Source organism: Aliiroseovarius sp. PTFE2010, from assembly GCF_049943335.1.
Classification (GTDB): domain Bacteria; phylum Pseudomonadota; class Alphaproteobacteria; order Rhodobacterales; family Rhodobacteraceae; genus JBNFVY01.
Genome location: NZ_JBNFVY010000001.1, coordinates 725,816 through 741,430 on the forward strand (window position 1 = coordinate 725,816; position 15,615 = coordinate 741,430).

At 58.7% G+C, this 15,615-nt stretch carries 17 protein-coding genes and 1 tRNA gene; 5 read left to right on the forward strand and 13 right to left on the reverse strand.

Annotated elements, in window-relative coordinates:
* Positions 1-255 precede the first annotated feature (255 nt).
* Complete coding sequence (locus tag ACP2AV_RS03520; RefSeq protein WP_426371266.1) at positions 256-651, reverse strand: cupin domain-containing protein; 396 nt, start codon at positions 649-651, stop codon at positions 256-258.
* A 168-nt stretch (positions 652-819) separates the two neighbouring features.
* On the opposite strand from ACP2AV_RS03520, the gene ACP2AV_RS03525 reads away from it, so the two are divergent.
* The gene (locus ACP2AV_RS03525) at positions 820-1,398 is read left to right on the forward strand and encodes a hypothetical protein (protein ID WP_426371267.1); all 579 of its coding nucleotides are present in this window, start codon (positions 820-822) and stop codon (positions 1,396-1,398) included.
* 191 nt (positions 1,399-1,589) lie between these two features.
* On the opposite strand, the gene ACP2AV_RS03530 is transcribed toward ACP2AV_RS03525, so the two are convergent.
* The 3 genes from ACP2AV_RS03530 to ACP2AV_RS03540 form a co-directional block, all read right to left on the reverse strand.
* Positions 1,590-1,850: a winged helix-turn-helix transcriptional regulator gene (locus ACP2AV_RS03530; protein WP_426371268.1), complete on the reverse strand. Its 261-nt coding sequence runs from the start codon at positions 1,848-1,850 to the stop codon at positions 1,590-1,592.
* A complete protein-coding gene (locus tag ACP2AV_RS03535; protein ID WP_426371269.1) occupies positions 1,850-3,571 on the reverse strand; it encodes a SulP family inorganic anion transporter in 1,722 nt (573 codons plus the stop codon). The genes ACP2AV_RS03530 and ACP2AV_RS03535 overlap by 1 nt, the downstream gene beginning before the upstream one ends.
* Before the next feature lie 72 nt (positions 3,572-3,643).
* Positions 3,644-3,904, reverse strand: a complete 261-nt coding sequence (locus ACP2AV_RS03540; protein WP_426371270.1) for a helix-turn-helix domain-containing protein — start codon at positions 3,902-3,904, stop codon at positions 3,644-3,646.
* A 598-nt stretch (positions 3,905-4,502) separates the two neighbouring features.
* Between ACP2AV_RS03540 and ACP2AV_RS03545 the strand changes: the two genes are divergently transcribed.
* Genes ACP2AV_RS03545 through ACP2AV_RS03555 form a run of 3 tightly spaced genes read left to right on the forward strand, consistent with a single transcriptional unit; the run spans position 4,503 to position 6,097 of the window.
* Positions 4,503-4,793 (forward strand): ArsR/SmtB family transcription factor, encoded by a 291-nt coding sequence (locus tag ACP2AV_RS03545; protein ID WP_426371271.1) that lies wholly within the window; start codon positions 4,503-4,505, stop codon positions 4,791-4,793.
* Positions 4,790-5,848, forward strand: coding sequence for a permease (locus ACP2AV_RS03550; protein WP_426371272.1), 1,059 nt, complete (start codon positions 4,790-4,792; stop codon positions 5,846-5,848). The genes ACP2AV_RS03545 and ACP2AV_RS03550 overlap by 4 nt, the downstream gene beginning before the upstream one ends.
* Before the next feature lie 12 nt (positions 5,849-5,860).
* Positions 5,861-6,097 carry a thioredoxin family protein gene (locus tag ACP2AV_RS03555; protein ID WP_426371273.1) on the forward strand — a complete coding sequence of 79 codons (237 nt, stop codon included), beginning with the start codon at positions 5,861-5,863 and terminating at the stop codon, positions 6,095-6,097.
* A gap of 38 nt (positions 6,098-6,135) precedes the next feature.
* On the opposite strand, the gene ACP2AV_RS03560 is transcribed toward ACP2AV_RS03555, so the two are convergent.
* The 9 genes from ACP2AV_RS03560 to ACP2AV_RS03600 form a co-directional block, all read right to left on the reverse strand.
* Entirely contained in the window at positions 6,136-6,708 is a 573-nt protein-coding gene (locus ACP2AV_RS03560; RefSeq protein ID WP_426371274.1) for a hypothetical protein, read from the reverse strand.
* A gap of 399 nt (positions 6,709-7,107) precedes the next feature.
* A tRNA-Gln gene (locus ACP2AV_RS03565) sits at positions 7,108-7,182 on the reverse strand.
* 77 nt (positions 7,183-7,259) lie between these two features.
* The gene (locus ACP2AV_RS03570; protein WP_426371275.1) at positions 7,260-8,555 is read right to left on the reverse strand and encodes a mechanosensitive ion channel domain-containing protein; all 1,296 of its coding nucleotides are present in this window, start codon (positions 8,553-8,555) and stop codon (positions 7,260-7,262) included.
* Between the two features lie 54 nt (positions 8,556-8,609).
* Positions 8,610-10,112: a phosphomannomutase/phosphoglucomutase gene (locus ACP2AV_RS03575; RefSeq protein ID WP_426371276.1), complete on the reverse strand. Its 1,503-nt coding sequence runs from the start codon at positions 10,110-10,112 to the stop codon at positions 8,610-8,612.
* An 18-nt stretch (positions 10,113-10,130) separates the two neighbouring features.
* The gene (gene kdsA / locus ACP2AV_RS03580; protein ID WP_426371360.1) at positions 10,131-10,964 is read right to left on the reverse strand and encodes a 3-deoxy-8-phosphooctulonate synthase; all 834 of its coding nucleotides are present in this window, start codon (positions 10,962-10,964) and stop codon (positions 10,131-10,133) included.
* Complete coding sequence (locus tag ACP2AV_RS03585) at positions 10,964-12,493, reverse strand: capsule biosynthesis protein (protein ID WP_426371277.1); 1,530 nt, start codon at positions 12,491-12,493, stop codon at positions 10,964-10,966. Before ACP2AV_RS03585 ends, kdsA begins: the two co-directional genes overlap by 1 nt.
* Before the next feature lie 136 nt (positions 12,494-12,629).
* Positions 12,630-13,289: an ABC transporter ATP-binding protein gene (locus tag ACP2AV_RS03590; protein ID WP_426371278.1), complete on the reverse strand. Its 660-nt coding sequence runs from the start codon at positions 13,287-13,289 to the stop codon at positions 12,630-12,632.
* Positions 13,290-13,601: 312 nt separating this feature from the next.
* Complete coding sequence (locus ACP2AV_RS03595; protein ID WP_426371279.1) at positions 13,602-14,627, reverse strand: permease; 1,026 nt, start codon at positions 14,625-14,627, stop codon at positions 13,602-13,604.
* Positions 14,620-14,964, reverse strand: coding sequence for an ArsR/SmtB family transcription factor (locus ACP2AV_RS03600; RefSeq protein WP_426371280.1), 345 nt, complete (start codon positions 14,962-14,964; stop codon positions 14,620-14,622). Before ACP2AV_RS03600 ends, ACP2AV_RS03595 begins: the two co-directional genes overlap by 8 nt.
* A 72-nt stretch (positions 14,965-15,036) precedes the next feature.
* On the opposite strand from ACP2AV_RS03600, the gene ACP2AV_RS03605 reads away from it, so the two are divergent.
* Positions 15,037-15,615: a uracil-DNA glycosylase family protein gene (locus ACP2AV_RS03605; RefSeq protein WP_426371281.1), complete on the forward strand. Its 579-nt coding sequence runs from the start codon at positions 15,037-15,039 to the stop codon at positions 15,613-15,615.

A 15,615-nucleotide genomic window follows, 5' to 3' on the forward strand; every position in this document is an offset into this window, starting at 1 on the left:
TTTCGAGTGTCTTTCGTTCGATCCGTTCGCTTTTTTTTTGAATGGCATCGTCTTGGCCGTAGCGCACTTCAGAGGGTTCGGCGTTTCTCGCGCGCTTAAGGTGGCGACGTCGCACTGGCTCTAGGGCAGGGTGGTGAACTTGCCGCAAGATGTCTGGCGCGGGGGCGAGCCCTTATTGCCTGCAAAGCAGAATCGACCGGTTACATTGCGTTGCCGGCGCTGTAGATTGCCAAGGCTTCCAACGCCCAAGTGGCGCTATTCTGTGGTTTGCCCATCAAAATGTTCGTGGGATGCGTCGGCTTCGGCCTTTGTCTTGTGAATAGTGCCGTCGATGTGTTCGGGTGGCCCGTAGATCGTATAAAGGCGCAACGGTTCCGACCCTGTATTGATGACATTGTGTTTGGCCCCTGCAGGAACGATGACACCGTCATCGGCTTTCACTTGATCGGCGACATCGTCGATCCAGACCTCGCCGCTACCCGTTTCGAACCGAAAGAACTGATCGCGATCTTCGTGAACCTCTTCGCCGATCTCTTCGCCCGGTTTGAGTGACATGAGAACCAGTTGAATATTCTTGCCAGTGTAAAGAACCTGGCGGAAGTTGTCGTTTTCTTCGGTCAGTTTCTCGATGTCGTCTGCAAAACCCTTCATCTCGGCGATCTCCTGGTGGCGTTTTCCAAAGTGGCGCGAATCGAACTGCACCCGACTGAGATTGGTAGACCCTGGTCGCTCTAGGTCTTTGATCCGCATCAAAGCATTTAGAATTGTGAATGTGTTTCAGTGCCGGCGTACTGACCCAACCAGAAACAGGAGCCATCCATGGCGGACTTGGAAAGCGGTGAAGGAAAGACCCCGGTAATCGACATACCCGAGGCTGTGGGCGTCTTCGACACGTTCGAGGATTTGCAACAAGCGTTCTACGATCTACGGATGATCGGGATTCACCATTCCGATATCAGCCTTTTGGCAAATGAAAAAGTACTGAAAGAAAAACTCGGAAAGGCGTATTGGCGTGCGAGCGACCTGGAAGACGACCCGCGCGCGCCACGCGCGCACTTCGTGTCCGAAGAAGCAACCGGCGAGTTGGAGGGCGCCATAGCTGGTGGCTTTTTCTTCGTCGGATCTTACATTGCGATGGCGGCGATGCTTACGCCCGCAAGCACACTCGCGGCATCTATCGCCGCCATTGCGATCGGCGGCAGCCCGTCAGCGGTGATCGGGATTTTGCTGGCGCGCCGCGTGGGCAAGCACCACAAGGACTATTACACAAACCAGATTGAGCACGGCGGCATCCTCCTCTGGGTTCGCTTGCGTGACAAGGAACGCGAAGAAATGGCCGTCAAGATAATGGAAGGTCATTCCGGGCGTGATGTGCACGTTCATTCGTGGAGCAAATGAAGCTTCCAGCCGCAATCGATTGGTTGCAATTCAGTGCAAACAGGGTGGCCGCTTGGGGTACCTTGGCTGACATACGAAGACATCGCCACCCGCGTCCTGTCACGACGTGATTTGGCGACCGCGCGCAGAGTGCGGATGCTGCAGCGCCACCCGATGCCCTCAGGCGCAGCAGTTCTGCCTTTCGTCCGTCATCATCCCTGCTTTGTCGCCGGTGCGCGCGTGCGCTCCCAGATCCGGGTGCCGCAAACACGCTCGGCGGGCCGCACCAGCCCGTCGCGTTCCATCCGCCGCAAAAGTTGCAAGATCCCGCTGTTGCTCATTCCGAGGGCATCGCGTAGTTCCGCCTGCGTCCGCGGACGATCGAGGGCATCAAGAACATAGCGTCGCCGCGCTTCCGCCCTGCTGTTCCGGCGGCGCGCCGGATGACGAGTTTTGTTGCCTGGACAGGGCATTAGGCTGCCTCCTGATCAGTGGTGGCGGGCTCGCGCAGCAGCTCTAAGGCTTCATTGACCGTGGCCGCGTAATGGACCAGTGGGCGCTTCAGGTCGTGGGTCACGAAAATACGCTGGATGTTACGGGTCGCACCTGTCAGCCAGAGCATGACACCTTCCTTCTGCGCCTTGTGTGCAAGGCCTTCGATCATGTTGGCACCAGTCGAATCGAGGAAGGGCACGGATGAAAAGTCGACGATCAGCGCCTTGTGCGTGTCCTGAATGCGGTCGAGCACAGAGCCGATGGACGCGGCCGCGCCGAAGAACAGCGCACCGGTTATCCGATAGATGACCACGTCGGGGTTCGCGGCCTGCTCTTCATGGTATTCGCCGCGCGGGTGGGCGGTGTCGGCCTCGTCGCGGGCGACGAAGGCCCCGTCTGTCGCAACACCTGTTATCTGGCTCATGCGATGAATGAACAGGACCGCGCCGAGCGCAAAGCCAACCACGATGGCCTCTGTCAAATCGCGGAAGATGGTCAGGAAAAAGGTGGCGCCCAGCACTGTTGCTTCGCCCCAGCCTGATCGCACGAGGATGGCGATGGCTGGCTTTTCGATCATGTCCCAAGCCACAACCGCCAGAACACCAGCAAGTGCGGCCAGTGGGATGTAAGAGGCGAGCGGCGCAGCAACCAGCATGAACACGAGCAAGAATGCGGCATGTAGCATCCCCGCAATCGGGCCATGCGCCCCGGCGCGCACGTTGGTCGCCGTGCGCGCGATGGTGCCGGTGACGCAGAAGCCGCCAAAGAGAGAAGATCCAATGTTAGCCGCGCCCTGTGCCACAAGTTCGCAGTTTGAGCGGTGGCGGCGTCCGGTCATGCCATCGGCGACGACGGCCGATAAAAGCGACTCGATGGCACCCAGCAGCGTGAATGAAATAGCGGCCGGAAAGACCGCGAGAATGGCGTCCATCGAAAGTGACGGCAGGCTCGGCGCGGGAAGTGACGACGGAATGCCGCCGAACTTCGTGCCGATGGTCTGGACCGGAAGCGCAATAATCGCTGTGGCAGCGGAAGCCACGCCAACTGCGATCAACATCCCGGGCCAGTTGGGGCGCCAGCGGCGTGCGCACAAGATCACGGCCACGGTCGCTATGGAAACTCCAAGCGCGGAAGGTGACAAGCTCGACCGTGCCTCCCACAGGGCGGGGATCTTTTCCAACAACGCGCCGGGTTCGTTCACCAGCGTCAGGCCGAACAGTTCCTTAACTTGGCTGGCAAAGATGATGACGGCGATTCCGGCGGTGAACCCGACCGTGACCGGGAATGGAATGAACTTGATGAAGGACCCCAACCGAAGAAAACCGACTGCGGCCATCATCAGGCCCGACAGAAACGTCGCAAGGATCAGGCCGTCCATTCCATGTTGGGCCACGGTGGCTGCGACCAGCACGATGAAGGCCCCCGCCGGGCCACCGATCTGAAAGCGCGATCCGCCGAGTAGGGACACGAGGAAGCCGCCAATGATGGCAGTATAGAGCCCTTGCGCCGGCGTCGCGCCCGAGGCAATCGCAATGGCCATCGAAAGCGGCAGCGCGACGATCGCGACGGTTAGCCCGGCGATCGCGTCAACACGCAACTGCGGCAGGCCGTAGCCCTCGCGCAGGACAGTGACAAGTTTCGGTGTGAAGAGTTCAGCAAAGCTCGGTGCGTCACTCTTTCTTGTGGTCTGATCTTTCATTTTTAACCGCACTATTCAGGTGGCGGCGGGATTGTCGGCTTGGTGTCGGCGGTTTCCGTCGCGGTTGAGGGATCAGTGTTTTGGTAGCGGCACCTTTAATCGCACACCGCGTCCAAGTGCGGTGCTGGCGGTGCCTTCAGCGATGAGTTCGATGCCGGCAAGTTCAAGCGCCTCGACCACCTTGGTCAGGCTGTCCACGACGCCGCGGACATTGCCGCTACTGGCTTCCATGCGCTGGATCGTCGGCACGGAAAGCCCAGCCAGTTCGGCCAGAACCTTTTGGTCGATGCCAAGAAGGGCGCGCGCCGCGCGCATCTGAGGGCCAGTGATCATAATGCATATTCCAAATGTGATAAGAGCCTATTAAAACATATAAATTGATATGTCAAATATCAGAAGGGCGAGGCTCCAAACCGGTCAACGCTCAAGGGCAGATCCATACGTTCCAGCGTTTAGGATAGCGGTAACGGTTGCGCGGCGGACCGAAATGCCAACTTGAATCCTGGGGGGGTTCGCGCCGATCAACCTGCGCAAGGCGAGAGCCAAGAATGAACCCGATACAGACGATGAGTATCGCAAAACCCGTTGAGGTCGGCGCGTCGTGGGCGTTCACTGCGGTAGACAATAGGAACCGTGGTGCGCAACAAGCACCAGTTGTAGCGACGCTTTCACCTACTGACGAAGCGGCGCGACTTGGTCTATCGCCGCCTTCGACGTGACCGTGCACCTTTCACCAGGCTGTCTGACGTTCCAGCAGTGGTTTCTTTTGCAAACTGCGCGCCATTTAAAACCGATCCCTATGCATAAAATGCTGAACCGGTTAGCGCTAAAACGCGGACTTTCCCTCAAATCGGGCTGGGAATTGATCCAGGTCATGTAGCCGCCAGTTCCATTCGGATATGCGTGTATGCGCACAAGCAAGGGTGATCCGATGGTTCTTACCGTTTTGACGGCGCTGGCTGAACCGACACGGTTGGCTGCGATGCGGATCCTGTCCGATGGGCAGGAACACTGTGTCTGCGAGTTGATGGCGAGGCTTGACGTCACGCAAAGCCGAATGTCGCGGCACATGAAGGTTCTGGCGCAAGCCGGGCTCATCCGCGGTCGGCGCGATGCGCAATGGGTGCGTTACCAGCTGGACCCACAGCTGACGCCCGCGATTTCGGCCGTGCTTGAGGCCGTTATGACTGCAGATACTGAAACTGAAAAGAGGGTCGCATGACGGCCGAGACACATGACACGACCCCACGTCAGGCCCCAGACTGGCTATGGTATGGCGGGGTGCTCGTCGCGGGCGCGATTTGGTACGCCCTGTACACGCATCTGATTCCATTTTCGGAATGGGCGACTGCACTCTTCCCGGTGGCGCGCGACAGCCATACCGGCGAGGCGATCGCATTCTTCATATACGATGTACCGAAGGTGTTGCTGTTGCTCACCGCGATCGTCTTCGTGACGGGCGTGCTGCGCAGTTGGTTCAGCCCGGAGAAAACGCGTGCGATCCTGGCAGGCAAGCGCGAGATCTGGGGATACCCTCTGGCAGCGCTGCTAGGGGTGCTGACGCCGTTTTGTTCCTGCTCGTCGGTCCCGCTTTTCATCGGGTTCGTTTCGGCGGGCATTCCGCTCGGCGTGACTTTCTCTTTCCTGATCGCAGGACCGATGGTGGGTCCGGTCGGGCTCGGGCTACTCTACGGTCTTGTTGGCTGGCAGGTCGCCACGATCTACCTGGTTTTCGGCTTTACGATCGCCACGGTTGCCGGCTTCATCCTCGGCCGGATGAAGCTGGAGCGCTATCTGCAGGATTGGGTGCGCGAGCTCAACACCGGCGGCCCGGGGAGCGATCTGCCCGATGAGCAGCTGACTATGGTTGATCGGCTGAAGATCGGCGTGGAACAGGTGCGCGAAATCGTCGGCAAGGTCTGGATCTGGGTGCTGGTTGGCATCGGCATTGGCGCCGCCATTCACGGCTACGTCCCCGAAGCGATGATGCTGCGGATCATGGGCGGCGAGGCGTGGTGGTCCGTGCCGGCAGCCGTGATCGTGGGCGTGCCAATGTATACCAATGCGGCAGGTGTCATTCCCATTGTCGAAGCGCTGCTGGGCAAGGGGGCGGCGCTGGGGACCACACTCGCCTTTATGATGAGTGTCATTGCGCTTAGCCTGCCCGAGACGATCATCCTCAAACAGGTGCTGACCCTTCGCCTGATCGCGATTTTTCTGGCCGTGGTGGCGGCGGGCATCCTTGCCACCGGCTTTCTGTTCAACTTCTTTCTCTGAAAGGACGTGCAAATGAAAACCGTCAAGATTTATGGCCCCGGTTGCAAACGCTGCGAGGCGAGCGAAACCATGGTCAGGCAGGCAGCCGCCAAACTCGGCGTCGCGGTCGACATCGAAAAAGTTGCCGACGCGAAGTCCATCGCCATGGCAGGCGTCATGTCCACGCCGGGCATCGCGATTGACGGCAAGCTTGTCCATGCCGGCGGGCTGCCGGACGCGGCGAAACTGGAAAGCTGGCTCACCGCATAAGCCGAGTTCTCGTCACGGCCATCGCGACCGGGGTCTCTTCATGTTTTGTTATTGATGAGAAGAGGTTCGGCGTCGTTCAATTCCTTCGTGACCTTTCCCAACTCGCTGACTGAGCTACTAAAAGCCCCGCCAATCCCGTGTTTCGAGAGCTGTAATAGGCCCTTGAAACCGCCCTCACTGACTATGCCGATCTCTTCGAACAGACAGATCGGCAATTGCCTATTGTCCTTGAAACGGCGATCCGGACCGCCGTTTTTGTTCACGTAATTCCACGTCTGGCCTACGATCGTTGCGTCTGATGGGGCAGTGTCCATGATCATGCGCTGATCTCGAACCGCAATGCGGACGGTCTCATAACGCATCGCGCCAAATCGTTTATTCTCTTCCATCAGGATGCAGTCGGGGAAGAAGTAACAGTTCTTTCCGTCAATGGTGATTGTGGGCGGGGTGATATTCGAGGCGATGCCTTTTGGCAAAGCATAGGAGACGGAAGTCTCTTTGTTTTCTATCACGTAGGCCGCGACAAACAGAATGGCAAAAAGGCCGATGATGGCTGGGTTTTGCGATGAGAAGGAAAGGGCAAGACCGATCCCTGCGGCGATGCAGAGCATGAGTATTACGAAGGGCGCTCTCTCGCCTCATTCAGGCTTCTTAGGGCTTCTGAATGGCTCTCCGAAAAAGGAACATCTGCCTCGGCCGAAATGATGCGCCGCAATAGTACACCATCCTCAGTCATGTAGGCCGGCCGCTTTTCGCTAGGAGCAATCGGTTACCTGACAGGCTCAGGGCGATTGAGATGGGCGATGTTCATCATGCTGCTTAATTTACGCTGATCGCGTGGCGCGCGGGTTCGGAACGTGCAATTTTTCGAATTTTACGCCAGCGCGGCAGAAGCTCTGAAGCCAAAGAGTGAAACAGGTTTTTTGGCCTCAGATCCTAGTCTTGCCAGATCACGGTTCCAAGTTGGACCGGTTAGGTTCCAATTTCGACCGTACATCACAAACAGGATTTGGCTGGGGTGGTAGGATTCGAACCTACGGTACACTGTACCAAAAACAGCTGCCTTACCACTTGGCTACACCCCAACGGTGGGCGGGTATTTACGCCGTGGCCGCGCACTCTGCAAGACCCGAATCCTGGAAAATGCGGGTAAAACCGCGATTCATTCCTGGACGGCAGTTTCGCTGAGAAGATCTGTGGCGTCTGCGTCCAACCGTTCGGCGTCGACGATGGATTCGAGCGCGGTATCCTCTTCGCGCTCGACCTCTGTCATATTGGGGGGCACAGGACGCTGTGCGGACGGGGCTGGCGGTTCTGCTTGCGTGATGATGCGATAGGTGGGTTCAGGCGCGGCCATGTGCGCATTTTCAATGGCCAGTTTGACCATGCGCATGGCTTCGGACCGGGCAGAGGCAAAATCAGCGTCGGATTGGTCGATCCAGGCGGCGCAGGTCATCGTCACGGAAAAGTCGCCCATATCTTCGATCCACGCGGCAGGGGCAGGCGCGCGCAGCGTAAAGGGCAGATCCGTTAGGGTAGCCTTGGCGATGCGCCGCGCCTCGGCCAAGTCGGCCTGATAGGACAGCCCAACGGCAAAGGTAAATCGGCGTTCAGGGTTGCGCGTATAGTTCACGATCCGCGCCTTGAAGACTGTGCTGTTGGGGATGCGGATTTGGTTGCCGTCAAAGCTCATCAACACGGTGGCGCGGCTGGTCAGGCGCACAACTTTACCCGTGTCGCCTTCGATTTCCACAGTGTCGTTCGGCTGGAACGGCTGACGGATCGATAGCATGATCGATGCAATGAAGTTTTCGACTGTGTCCCTGACGGCAAAGGACAGCGCCAAACCGATGATCCCGGCCGCGCCAAGAAAAGTGGACAGCAAGGCCGTCGCCCCCAACAGATCAAGCGCTAACACGATACCGGTAATGACGCCGGTAATTCGGATCGCCACGCGAAAAATATCCGCAATAAAGGCATTCGGCGCCAAGTGGTTCCAAGGTAGTTGCAACCGCGCGAGCGCGAACCCCACGGCGGAAACCGCGACACCGATGGCCAATGAAATGGCCATCAACGGAAGAAACGCGATAGCTTTTTCGACCCGGTCAGATATCCGATCAACTGCGGGAACCAGTCGCTCGGTGACATCGGTGGTTTCGCTGAGTTCGTTCCTGACCGCGACGACGCCGTCGACCCGGGCAGCCAGATCTTCGATGCGCGTGGCAGAGGCTGCGTTGAGTGTTTCTCCGCGCAGGGTGACGATGCCGGAATTCACCGTCACGGTTACATCATCATAGCCAGTCAATTCGGATTTTATGTCGCGAATACGCGTTGCGATTGCAGCATCGTCCGAGGTGACGCTATCGGTCGTGATCGCGCCGTCCTGGGCCCAGAGCGGAACAGCCCAGAGCGGGACAGCAAGAGCAAGGACGATCAGGAGGGAGAACAGGCGACGCATAGGGAACCCTTACAGTTTTCCAAAGGATAGCCTGCGCGCCGCCGTGATCAATGTTCAGATGGTTTGGTCGTAGTCCCCGACCGAGGGTTCGATGCGGATCACGTCGTCGATTTCCTTGAAAATGGCGCGCATTTCAGCGTCGCTTTCGCCACTTTCGCAGACGACCACCAGGTTCGGGGTGTTCGACGAAGCGCGCACCAGCCCCCACGATCCGTTGTCCAAGATCACACGGGCGCCGTTCACGGTGACCACCTCGGCGATGTCGCGGCCCGCGAATTTTTCACCCGCCTCTTTCTTGGTTACCAATTTTTCGACCAGCCGTTCCAGCACCTCGTATTTCTCCTCGTCGGCGCAGTATGGCGACATGGTGGGGGTGGAATAAGTGGTGGGCAGAGCCTTGCGCAGGTCGGACATTTTCATGTCCGGGTTGCGATCCATCAACTTGCAGATTTCGACCGCGACGCGCATGCCGTCGTCATAGCCACGCCCAACGTCGCCTGCCAGAAAGTAGTGGCCAGACTTTTCAAATCCCGCAAGTGCACCCAGTTCGTGCACCCGGCGTTTCATGTGGCTGTGACCGGTTTTCCAGTAATCCGCTTTGGCGCCGAGTTTCTTCAACTCTGGGTCGCTGGCGAACAGGCCGGTCGATTTTACGTCGGCGACAAAGGTGCTGCCCGGGTAGAGTTTGGATAGGTCGCGCGCCATGATGACACCCACCTTGTCGGCGAAGATCTCTTCGGCTTCGTCGTCGACAACGCCGCAGCGGTCGCCATCGCCATCGAACCCCAGTGCAAAATCGGCGCCGCTGGCTCTGACGCTTTCTGCCATGTCATGGAGCATTTCCATGGCTTCTGGGTTGGGGTTGTAATTGGGGAAGGTGTAGTCGAGCGTATTGTGGCTTTCCACAACCTCAACGCCCAGACGTTCGAACAGCGCAGGGCCATAGGCAGCAGCGGTGCCATTGCCGGTTGCGCAGACCACCTTGAGCTTGCGTGTCATTTTGAAGTCGCCCACCAGATCGTCCAGGTAGGCGTCCCAGACGCCGTCTACGAATTCGTAAAAACCGCCTCCGCGGGGCTCGCCCCGGCCGTTCAGCACGATGTCCTTGAGTTCGGCCATTTCATCCGGACCGTGGGTCAGGGGCATGTCAAAGCCCATCTTGACGCCGGTCCAGCCGTTCGGGTTGTGTGAGGCGGTGACCATGGCAACGGCGGGCGTATCCAGGTGGAACGCGCTGAAATAGCACATTGGCGTAATGCAGGGGCCGATATCCTTGACGTGGACACCCGCTTGCATAAGGCCGATGATCAGCGCATTCTTGATGGTCAGCGAATAGTCGCGATAGTCGTTTCCAACGCACATCACCGGCTTCAAGCCGTGTTTGTGCATCTGGGTTCCGATCCCCAGACCAAGGGCGGTGATGCCCGGCAAGTTAACGTCATCGGGGTATTTCCACCGCGCGTCATATTCGCGAAATCCAGTGGGGGCGATCATAGGGTCGCGCAGGAATTCCCACGTGTTGGGAGTGGATTTCGGCGCGGGCGTCTTGATCGTCATGTTTCGTCCTTGAACAGTTTATATACGAATGGGGTCAGTCTTGGCCAATCGATCAAAGGCCATAAGAGTGTCGATAAGTTTCGCCATCTGATCCAGCGGGATCATGTTCGGACCATCAGACGGTGCGTTGTCGGGGTCTTCGTGGGTTTCGACAAAGACGCTGGCGATCCCCAGAGAAACAGCCGCACGCGCCATCACAGGTGCAAATTCGCGTTGGCCGCCCGAGCTGCCCCCCTGTCCGCCCGGTTGTTGCACCGAGTGGGTGGCATCCATGACGACCGGGTAGCCCGTCTTCATCATCTCGGGCAGGGATCGCATGTCGGCGACCAGCGTGTTGTATCCGAAACTGACGCCGCGCTCAGTCAGCAGGATGCGGGTATTGCCCGTGCTTTCGACCTTTTTGACCACATTGGCCATGTCCCACGGGGCCAGAAACTGTCCCTTTTTTATGTTCACGACCGCGCCGGTTTCGCCGGCGGCCAGCAGCAGATCGGTCTGGCGGCACAAAAACGCGGGAACTTGGATGATGTCGACGACCTGCGCGGCTGTCTGGCATTGCTCGATATTGTGAATATCGGTCAGTGTGGGCACGCCAAGCTGGTCTTTGACCGCCTGCATGACCTTTAGCCCTTCGTCGATACCAAGGCCGCGTTGTCCGTTCAAAGATGTTCGATTTGCCTTGTCGAAGGATCCTTTGAACACGAACTGCGCGCCGTGGGCTTCGCAGGCCTCTTTCAAGGTTCCTGCGATCATCAGGGCGTGGTCGGTGCTTTCCAATTGGCAGGGGCCAGCAAGAATTGTGAGCGGGCGGTCGTTGCCTGTGATCAGGTCGCCGATCGATACTGTTTTCATCATGCCGATACTTGTTCACGCAGGACCGACGCTGTCAACGACACCATCAAGTAGATTCCCGAAAAGATCAGGAAGGTCAGGACAGTGTTTTCGAACTTGCGCGGATATGTCGGTTCGTCCGGGGCAACGGGGCTTACGCCTTCGGACAGGTAGCGCACCTGGCGGTTGGCTTCGCTGCGGGCGGATTCCAGCTGCTGGAGCGCCTGCTGCATCATCATCTGGCGCGTCTGCAGATCAACTTCGGCGACGCGCAACTGACTGGTGGTCCTAGCCAATGAATTTCCCGTCCCTCCCTGAGTCAGTTGGCTGCGCAGGCTTTCGATCACGTTTTCCAGGCGCCCGATGTCCCCGCGAACACCATCGACGCGCGCTTGGTTGGGGCGCGCGTTGTCGAGCAGTTGGTCCAACTGCAGTTTCTTTTCCTGAAGCTGGGTTTCGAAGTTGCCGATCTGCGCCATCAGCGCGGTGCTTTCGGACACAGGATCAAGCACCCCGAGTTGTTCCTGAAGCTCCAATACGCGCTCTTGGGCGGCGATCATCTTGGCTTCGGCTTCATCGAAACTCTCGCGCGCGCCTTGCATCTGGTCTTCGCGCAATCTCTGGGTCAATTTATCCACGCGTTCTTCGGCATAGGTGATCAGCGCCCGATTGAACTGTGCGGATATTTCAGGGTCGGCGGCAACCACCTCCATCTTGATGATACCTTCGGTCGGATCATACCCAATGGTGACGTTGTCTTGGAAAAGCTTGTAGGCCGCTTCGTTCGAGGCATCTTCAGTCAACCGTTGGATCGGGTCGATGGATTTTGCGGAAAAATGCGCCTTGAAGCCATGGTCCTCGTTGAGACGCAACATGGCGTCGCGGCTCTCTAGATAGCTTTGTACCGCGATTGAATCCTGTGACGTGGCAAACCCGGTTCCGGAAAACAGCCCGCCCATTCCGCCTGCCGAGGCGGGCTCGGCCTGTTGAATCACGAATTCAGACTGCGTCGCGTACATCGGCGTCGCGACGAAATAGAAATAGTAACCGGCAAATAGTGTTGGCAGCAGGACGAACACGCCCAGGCGGGCGCCCAAAAATCCCATTTTGCGGCGTCGCCGCTTGACGATGTCGCGCTGGATGCGGCCGATTTCAGCTTCGCGCGTTGCAGGGTCATAGTTGACCGGGGTCGCCGGCAGTTTGGGTTTGGAAACGGTCTGCGGCAGGCCGGCTTGCCCGGACGGCGCTCCGCCAGCTGGCTGCACAAGTTCCAGCATGGTGGCGCGGCTGAACGGGTCGACCCCTTGTTTGCGCAGCAGGCGGACCGCGTCAAAGTCAGATGTTGGGGCAATGCCGTGTTTCTGGGCCACCCGCCGGGCCATGCGCAACTGGCGGCCGGTCAGCCCTTCTTTGCGAATGGCGTCGATTTCCTGATCGACGCTCATCCCCGACTCACGATCAACCTTCTCAACGGCGGGTTTCGTGGCGGCAGGGGCCATCGCGCCAAACCCGTCGTCGTCATTATCAAACAGCGTGTCGGCTTCGGGCATCCCGCGTGCGGGGCGCGCTGGTTTCGCAGGTCGCGAAGATGCCACATTGGGCACATCTTCAAATTGCGTATCCGCGTCTTGAACAGATCGACCGGCGTTTTCGACAAGCGGCGTGGTGCGCCGTATGCGAAACTTCTTAGCTTTGGGTTTCGTAGTCATACAGCACTTTCGCCTCTTCCAAAGTGTCGAACATGTGCAGCTTGCCGTCCCGCAAGACCGCCGCTGAACGGCAGAATTTTTCCAGCGTTGAGGCTTGGTGCGACACGATCACGATCGTTGCCCGTTCCAGCCGTTCGCGCAGGATCGTTCCCGCCTTTTTGTTGAATTCTACATCCGCAGTCGATGGCATGCCCTCGTCGATCAGGTAAATATCGAAATCCAGTGCCAATAGTAGTGAGAAATTCAGGCGTGCGCGCATCCCTGCCGAATAGGTGCCGACGGGCATGTCGAAATATTCGCCGATATTGACCAGCCAGCGACAGAAAGCCTCGACGTAATCGGGGTCGAGCGCATAGAGCCGTGCAATGTAGCGCACGTTTTCACGCGCTGTATGCTTGGAGACCAGCCCCCCCATGAACCCAAGCGGGAACGAAATCCGGCACCCGCGATGGATTTCCCCTTCGTCTGGCTTTTCCAGCCCGGCCATCATGTTGATGATCGTCGTCTTTCCGGTGCCGTTGGGGGCCAGGATACCGACCGAATTCCCCAGTTCCACGCGAAACGACGCCTGATCCAGGATGACCTTGCGCTGTGTGCCTGTCCAGAAGGACTTGGAGACTAAATCAAATTCGAGCATTTACCTGCTCCGGTGCCTGCCGTGTGTGCTCAGCGTTCTAGACGCATTTTGGTTAACGGGTGTTTTATACCCCTATTTTGGCGGCATTATGGCTTTTGCCATGGCCATATTACAACGAATCCCAAATTTGCGGTGGAAAATTGGGCGAAATCGGACAAATTCTGGCGCTTGAATGGCAACAGTATTGCGGATTCGGCCCCAGTTACGGGGGCTTTGTTTCAGAACACGCAACAGTTTGACCGGATTCCTACGCCCCCAACGGAATGGCTGGCGACCTACAGGGTCCCCAAGGCCAAGCGTTTGCGCGGACGCTCAGGTGATAGCTTGCCAAACAAGCCCCGAAGCCATGGCGCCAGCGATGGCAAAGCCCACATAGGCGGCAAAGACGCGGGGTTTGACCAGTGCCCAGACGGCAATGGCGGCGGGAATGCAGGTCATTCCGCCAGCGATCATGAAAGACATACCGGCGCCCGGCGCCATGCCCTGGTCGATCATGCCGGACACCAGCGGTACGGCAGCATAGCCGTTCAGATAGGCTGGCGCCCCGACCAGCGCGCCCAGCAGGACCGGTCCCAGACCGTCACCGCCCAGCAGCTGCCCGATCCATTCCGCGGGCACGTAGCGGATCATCAATGCCTCCAACGCATAGGCAAGAGCCAGCCATTTACCCAAGAAAAACACTTGTTCCCAAACCGTTGCCCGGAATGTTGCCGTTCGGTCTGCATCGGTCCAAAAGCGCCACTGCGGCGCCTTGCCGAACCGCGCGGTCGCGCAGGCCGACGGCGCGGCGCGTGGTTTCAGCGGGTCTGCGAAGGCGTTCTTGGCCAGACCAGACGTGATAAACCCGCCGGCAACCCCGATGGTCACGGCAGCGATCGTCTTGGCTATGGCAAAATCCAGCCCCAATCCCGAGGTCGTGATCAGGAACATGGCCGGATCCATCAAAGGCGAGGCCAGCCAGAACGCCATGACCGCCGACAGCGGCGCGCCCACCGCCAGAAGCGCCGCGATAAACGGGATCACCTGGCACGAGCAGAAGGGGGATATCCCCCCAATGACGGCTGCCAGAATGATCATTCGCACCTCGCGCCCTTCAAACGCACGGGCGAGCAGTGCTTCGGCGCCCGAAGCTTTGACGAACCCCACCGCGATCACAGCAACGCCGATGAACGGAGCGGTCGCGGCCAGGTTTGCCAGCATGTCGCGTACCGTTGGGCCAAAGGCGGGCAGGTCCAGGATCGCGACGGCCATCAAGATCAGAGCCAGCGACAAAATCGCTTTGTCCGTACCTTTCCACATACGCTGAAAACGGGGCGGGGAACGTGTGAGGTCAGTCATTGTCATATCCCTGTTGGGGCGCCGCGCAATCGGCGCAGCATTCGGAAAGCAAGAAGTCGACCAGACCTTGCATTTCCTCATAGGCTGCGGCTGCGCAGATGATGGAGCGGCCTTGGCGTTCCTGCCGTACCAGCCCCGCCGCTGACAAAAGTTTCATGTGGTGCGTCAAGGTCGATCCAGTGACACCGCTGCGCCGTCCGAGTTCGCCAATCGTCAGCCCACTCGGACCGGCCCGGACAAGAACGCGCAAGACATGCAGGCGCTGCTCGGATCCGAGGGCCGAAAAGGTCGACGCGGCCTGCGCCAGTGTTAGACAGTCATCGTGCTTCATGTTCATTATTCTATTGTTCTAGAAATAACGAAATAAAGCAAGGTGCCATTTTCGCCCCGTCCGCCTATATTGAACATCATGACCGCCCTGATCGATGACATTTCGGCCTGCCGCCTGTGCGCAACGCGGTTTGCCGCCACTGCTACGGGCCACACCCCACGCCCAGTTCCATGGTTCGATTCGCGTGCCAGGCTGCTGATCGTAGGGCAGGCGCCGGGGCTGCGGGTGCACGAAACAGGGGTGCCGTTCAACGACGCCTCGGGCGAGAGGTTGCGAAGCTGGATGGGTGTCGATCGCGCGGCGTTCTACGACCGTGCGCGCATTGCGATCGTACCGATGGCGTTCTGCTTTCCAGGCTACAACGCCAAGGGGTCCGATCTGCCGCCGCCGCCGATTTGCGCGGCAACCTGGCGCAGCCGCGTTCTCGAGAGCTTGCCGAATGTCCAAACCACGCTGTTGATTGGGGGGTATGCGCAAAAGTGGCATCTGGGCGCGGGTCGCGTCACCGACACTGTCGCTGCATGGCGCGACCATGCGCCGGCGCGCTTCCCCTTGCCACATCCGTCGTGGCGCAATACCGGATGGCTGAAGAAACACCCGTGGTTCGCGCAAGACCTTTTACCTGCGCTGCGCGCCCGAATTGCCGAGGTACTGTGA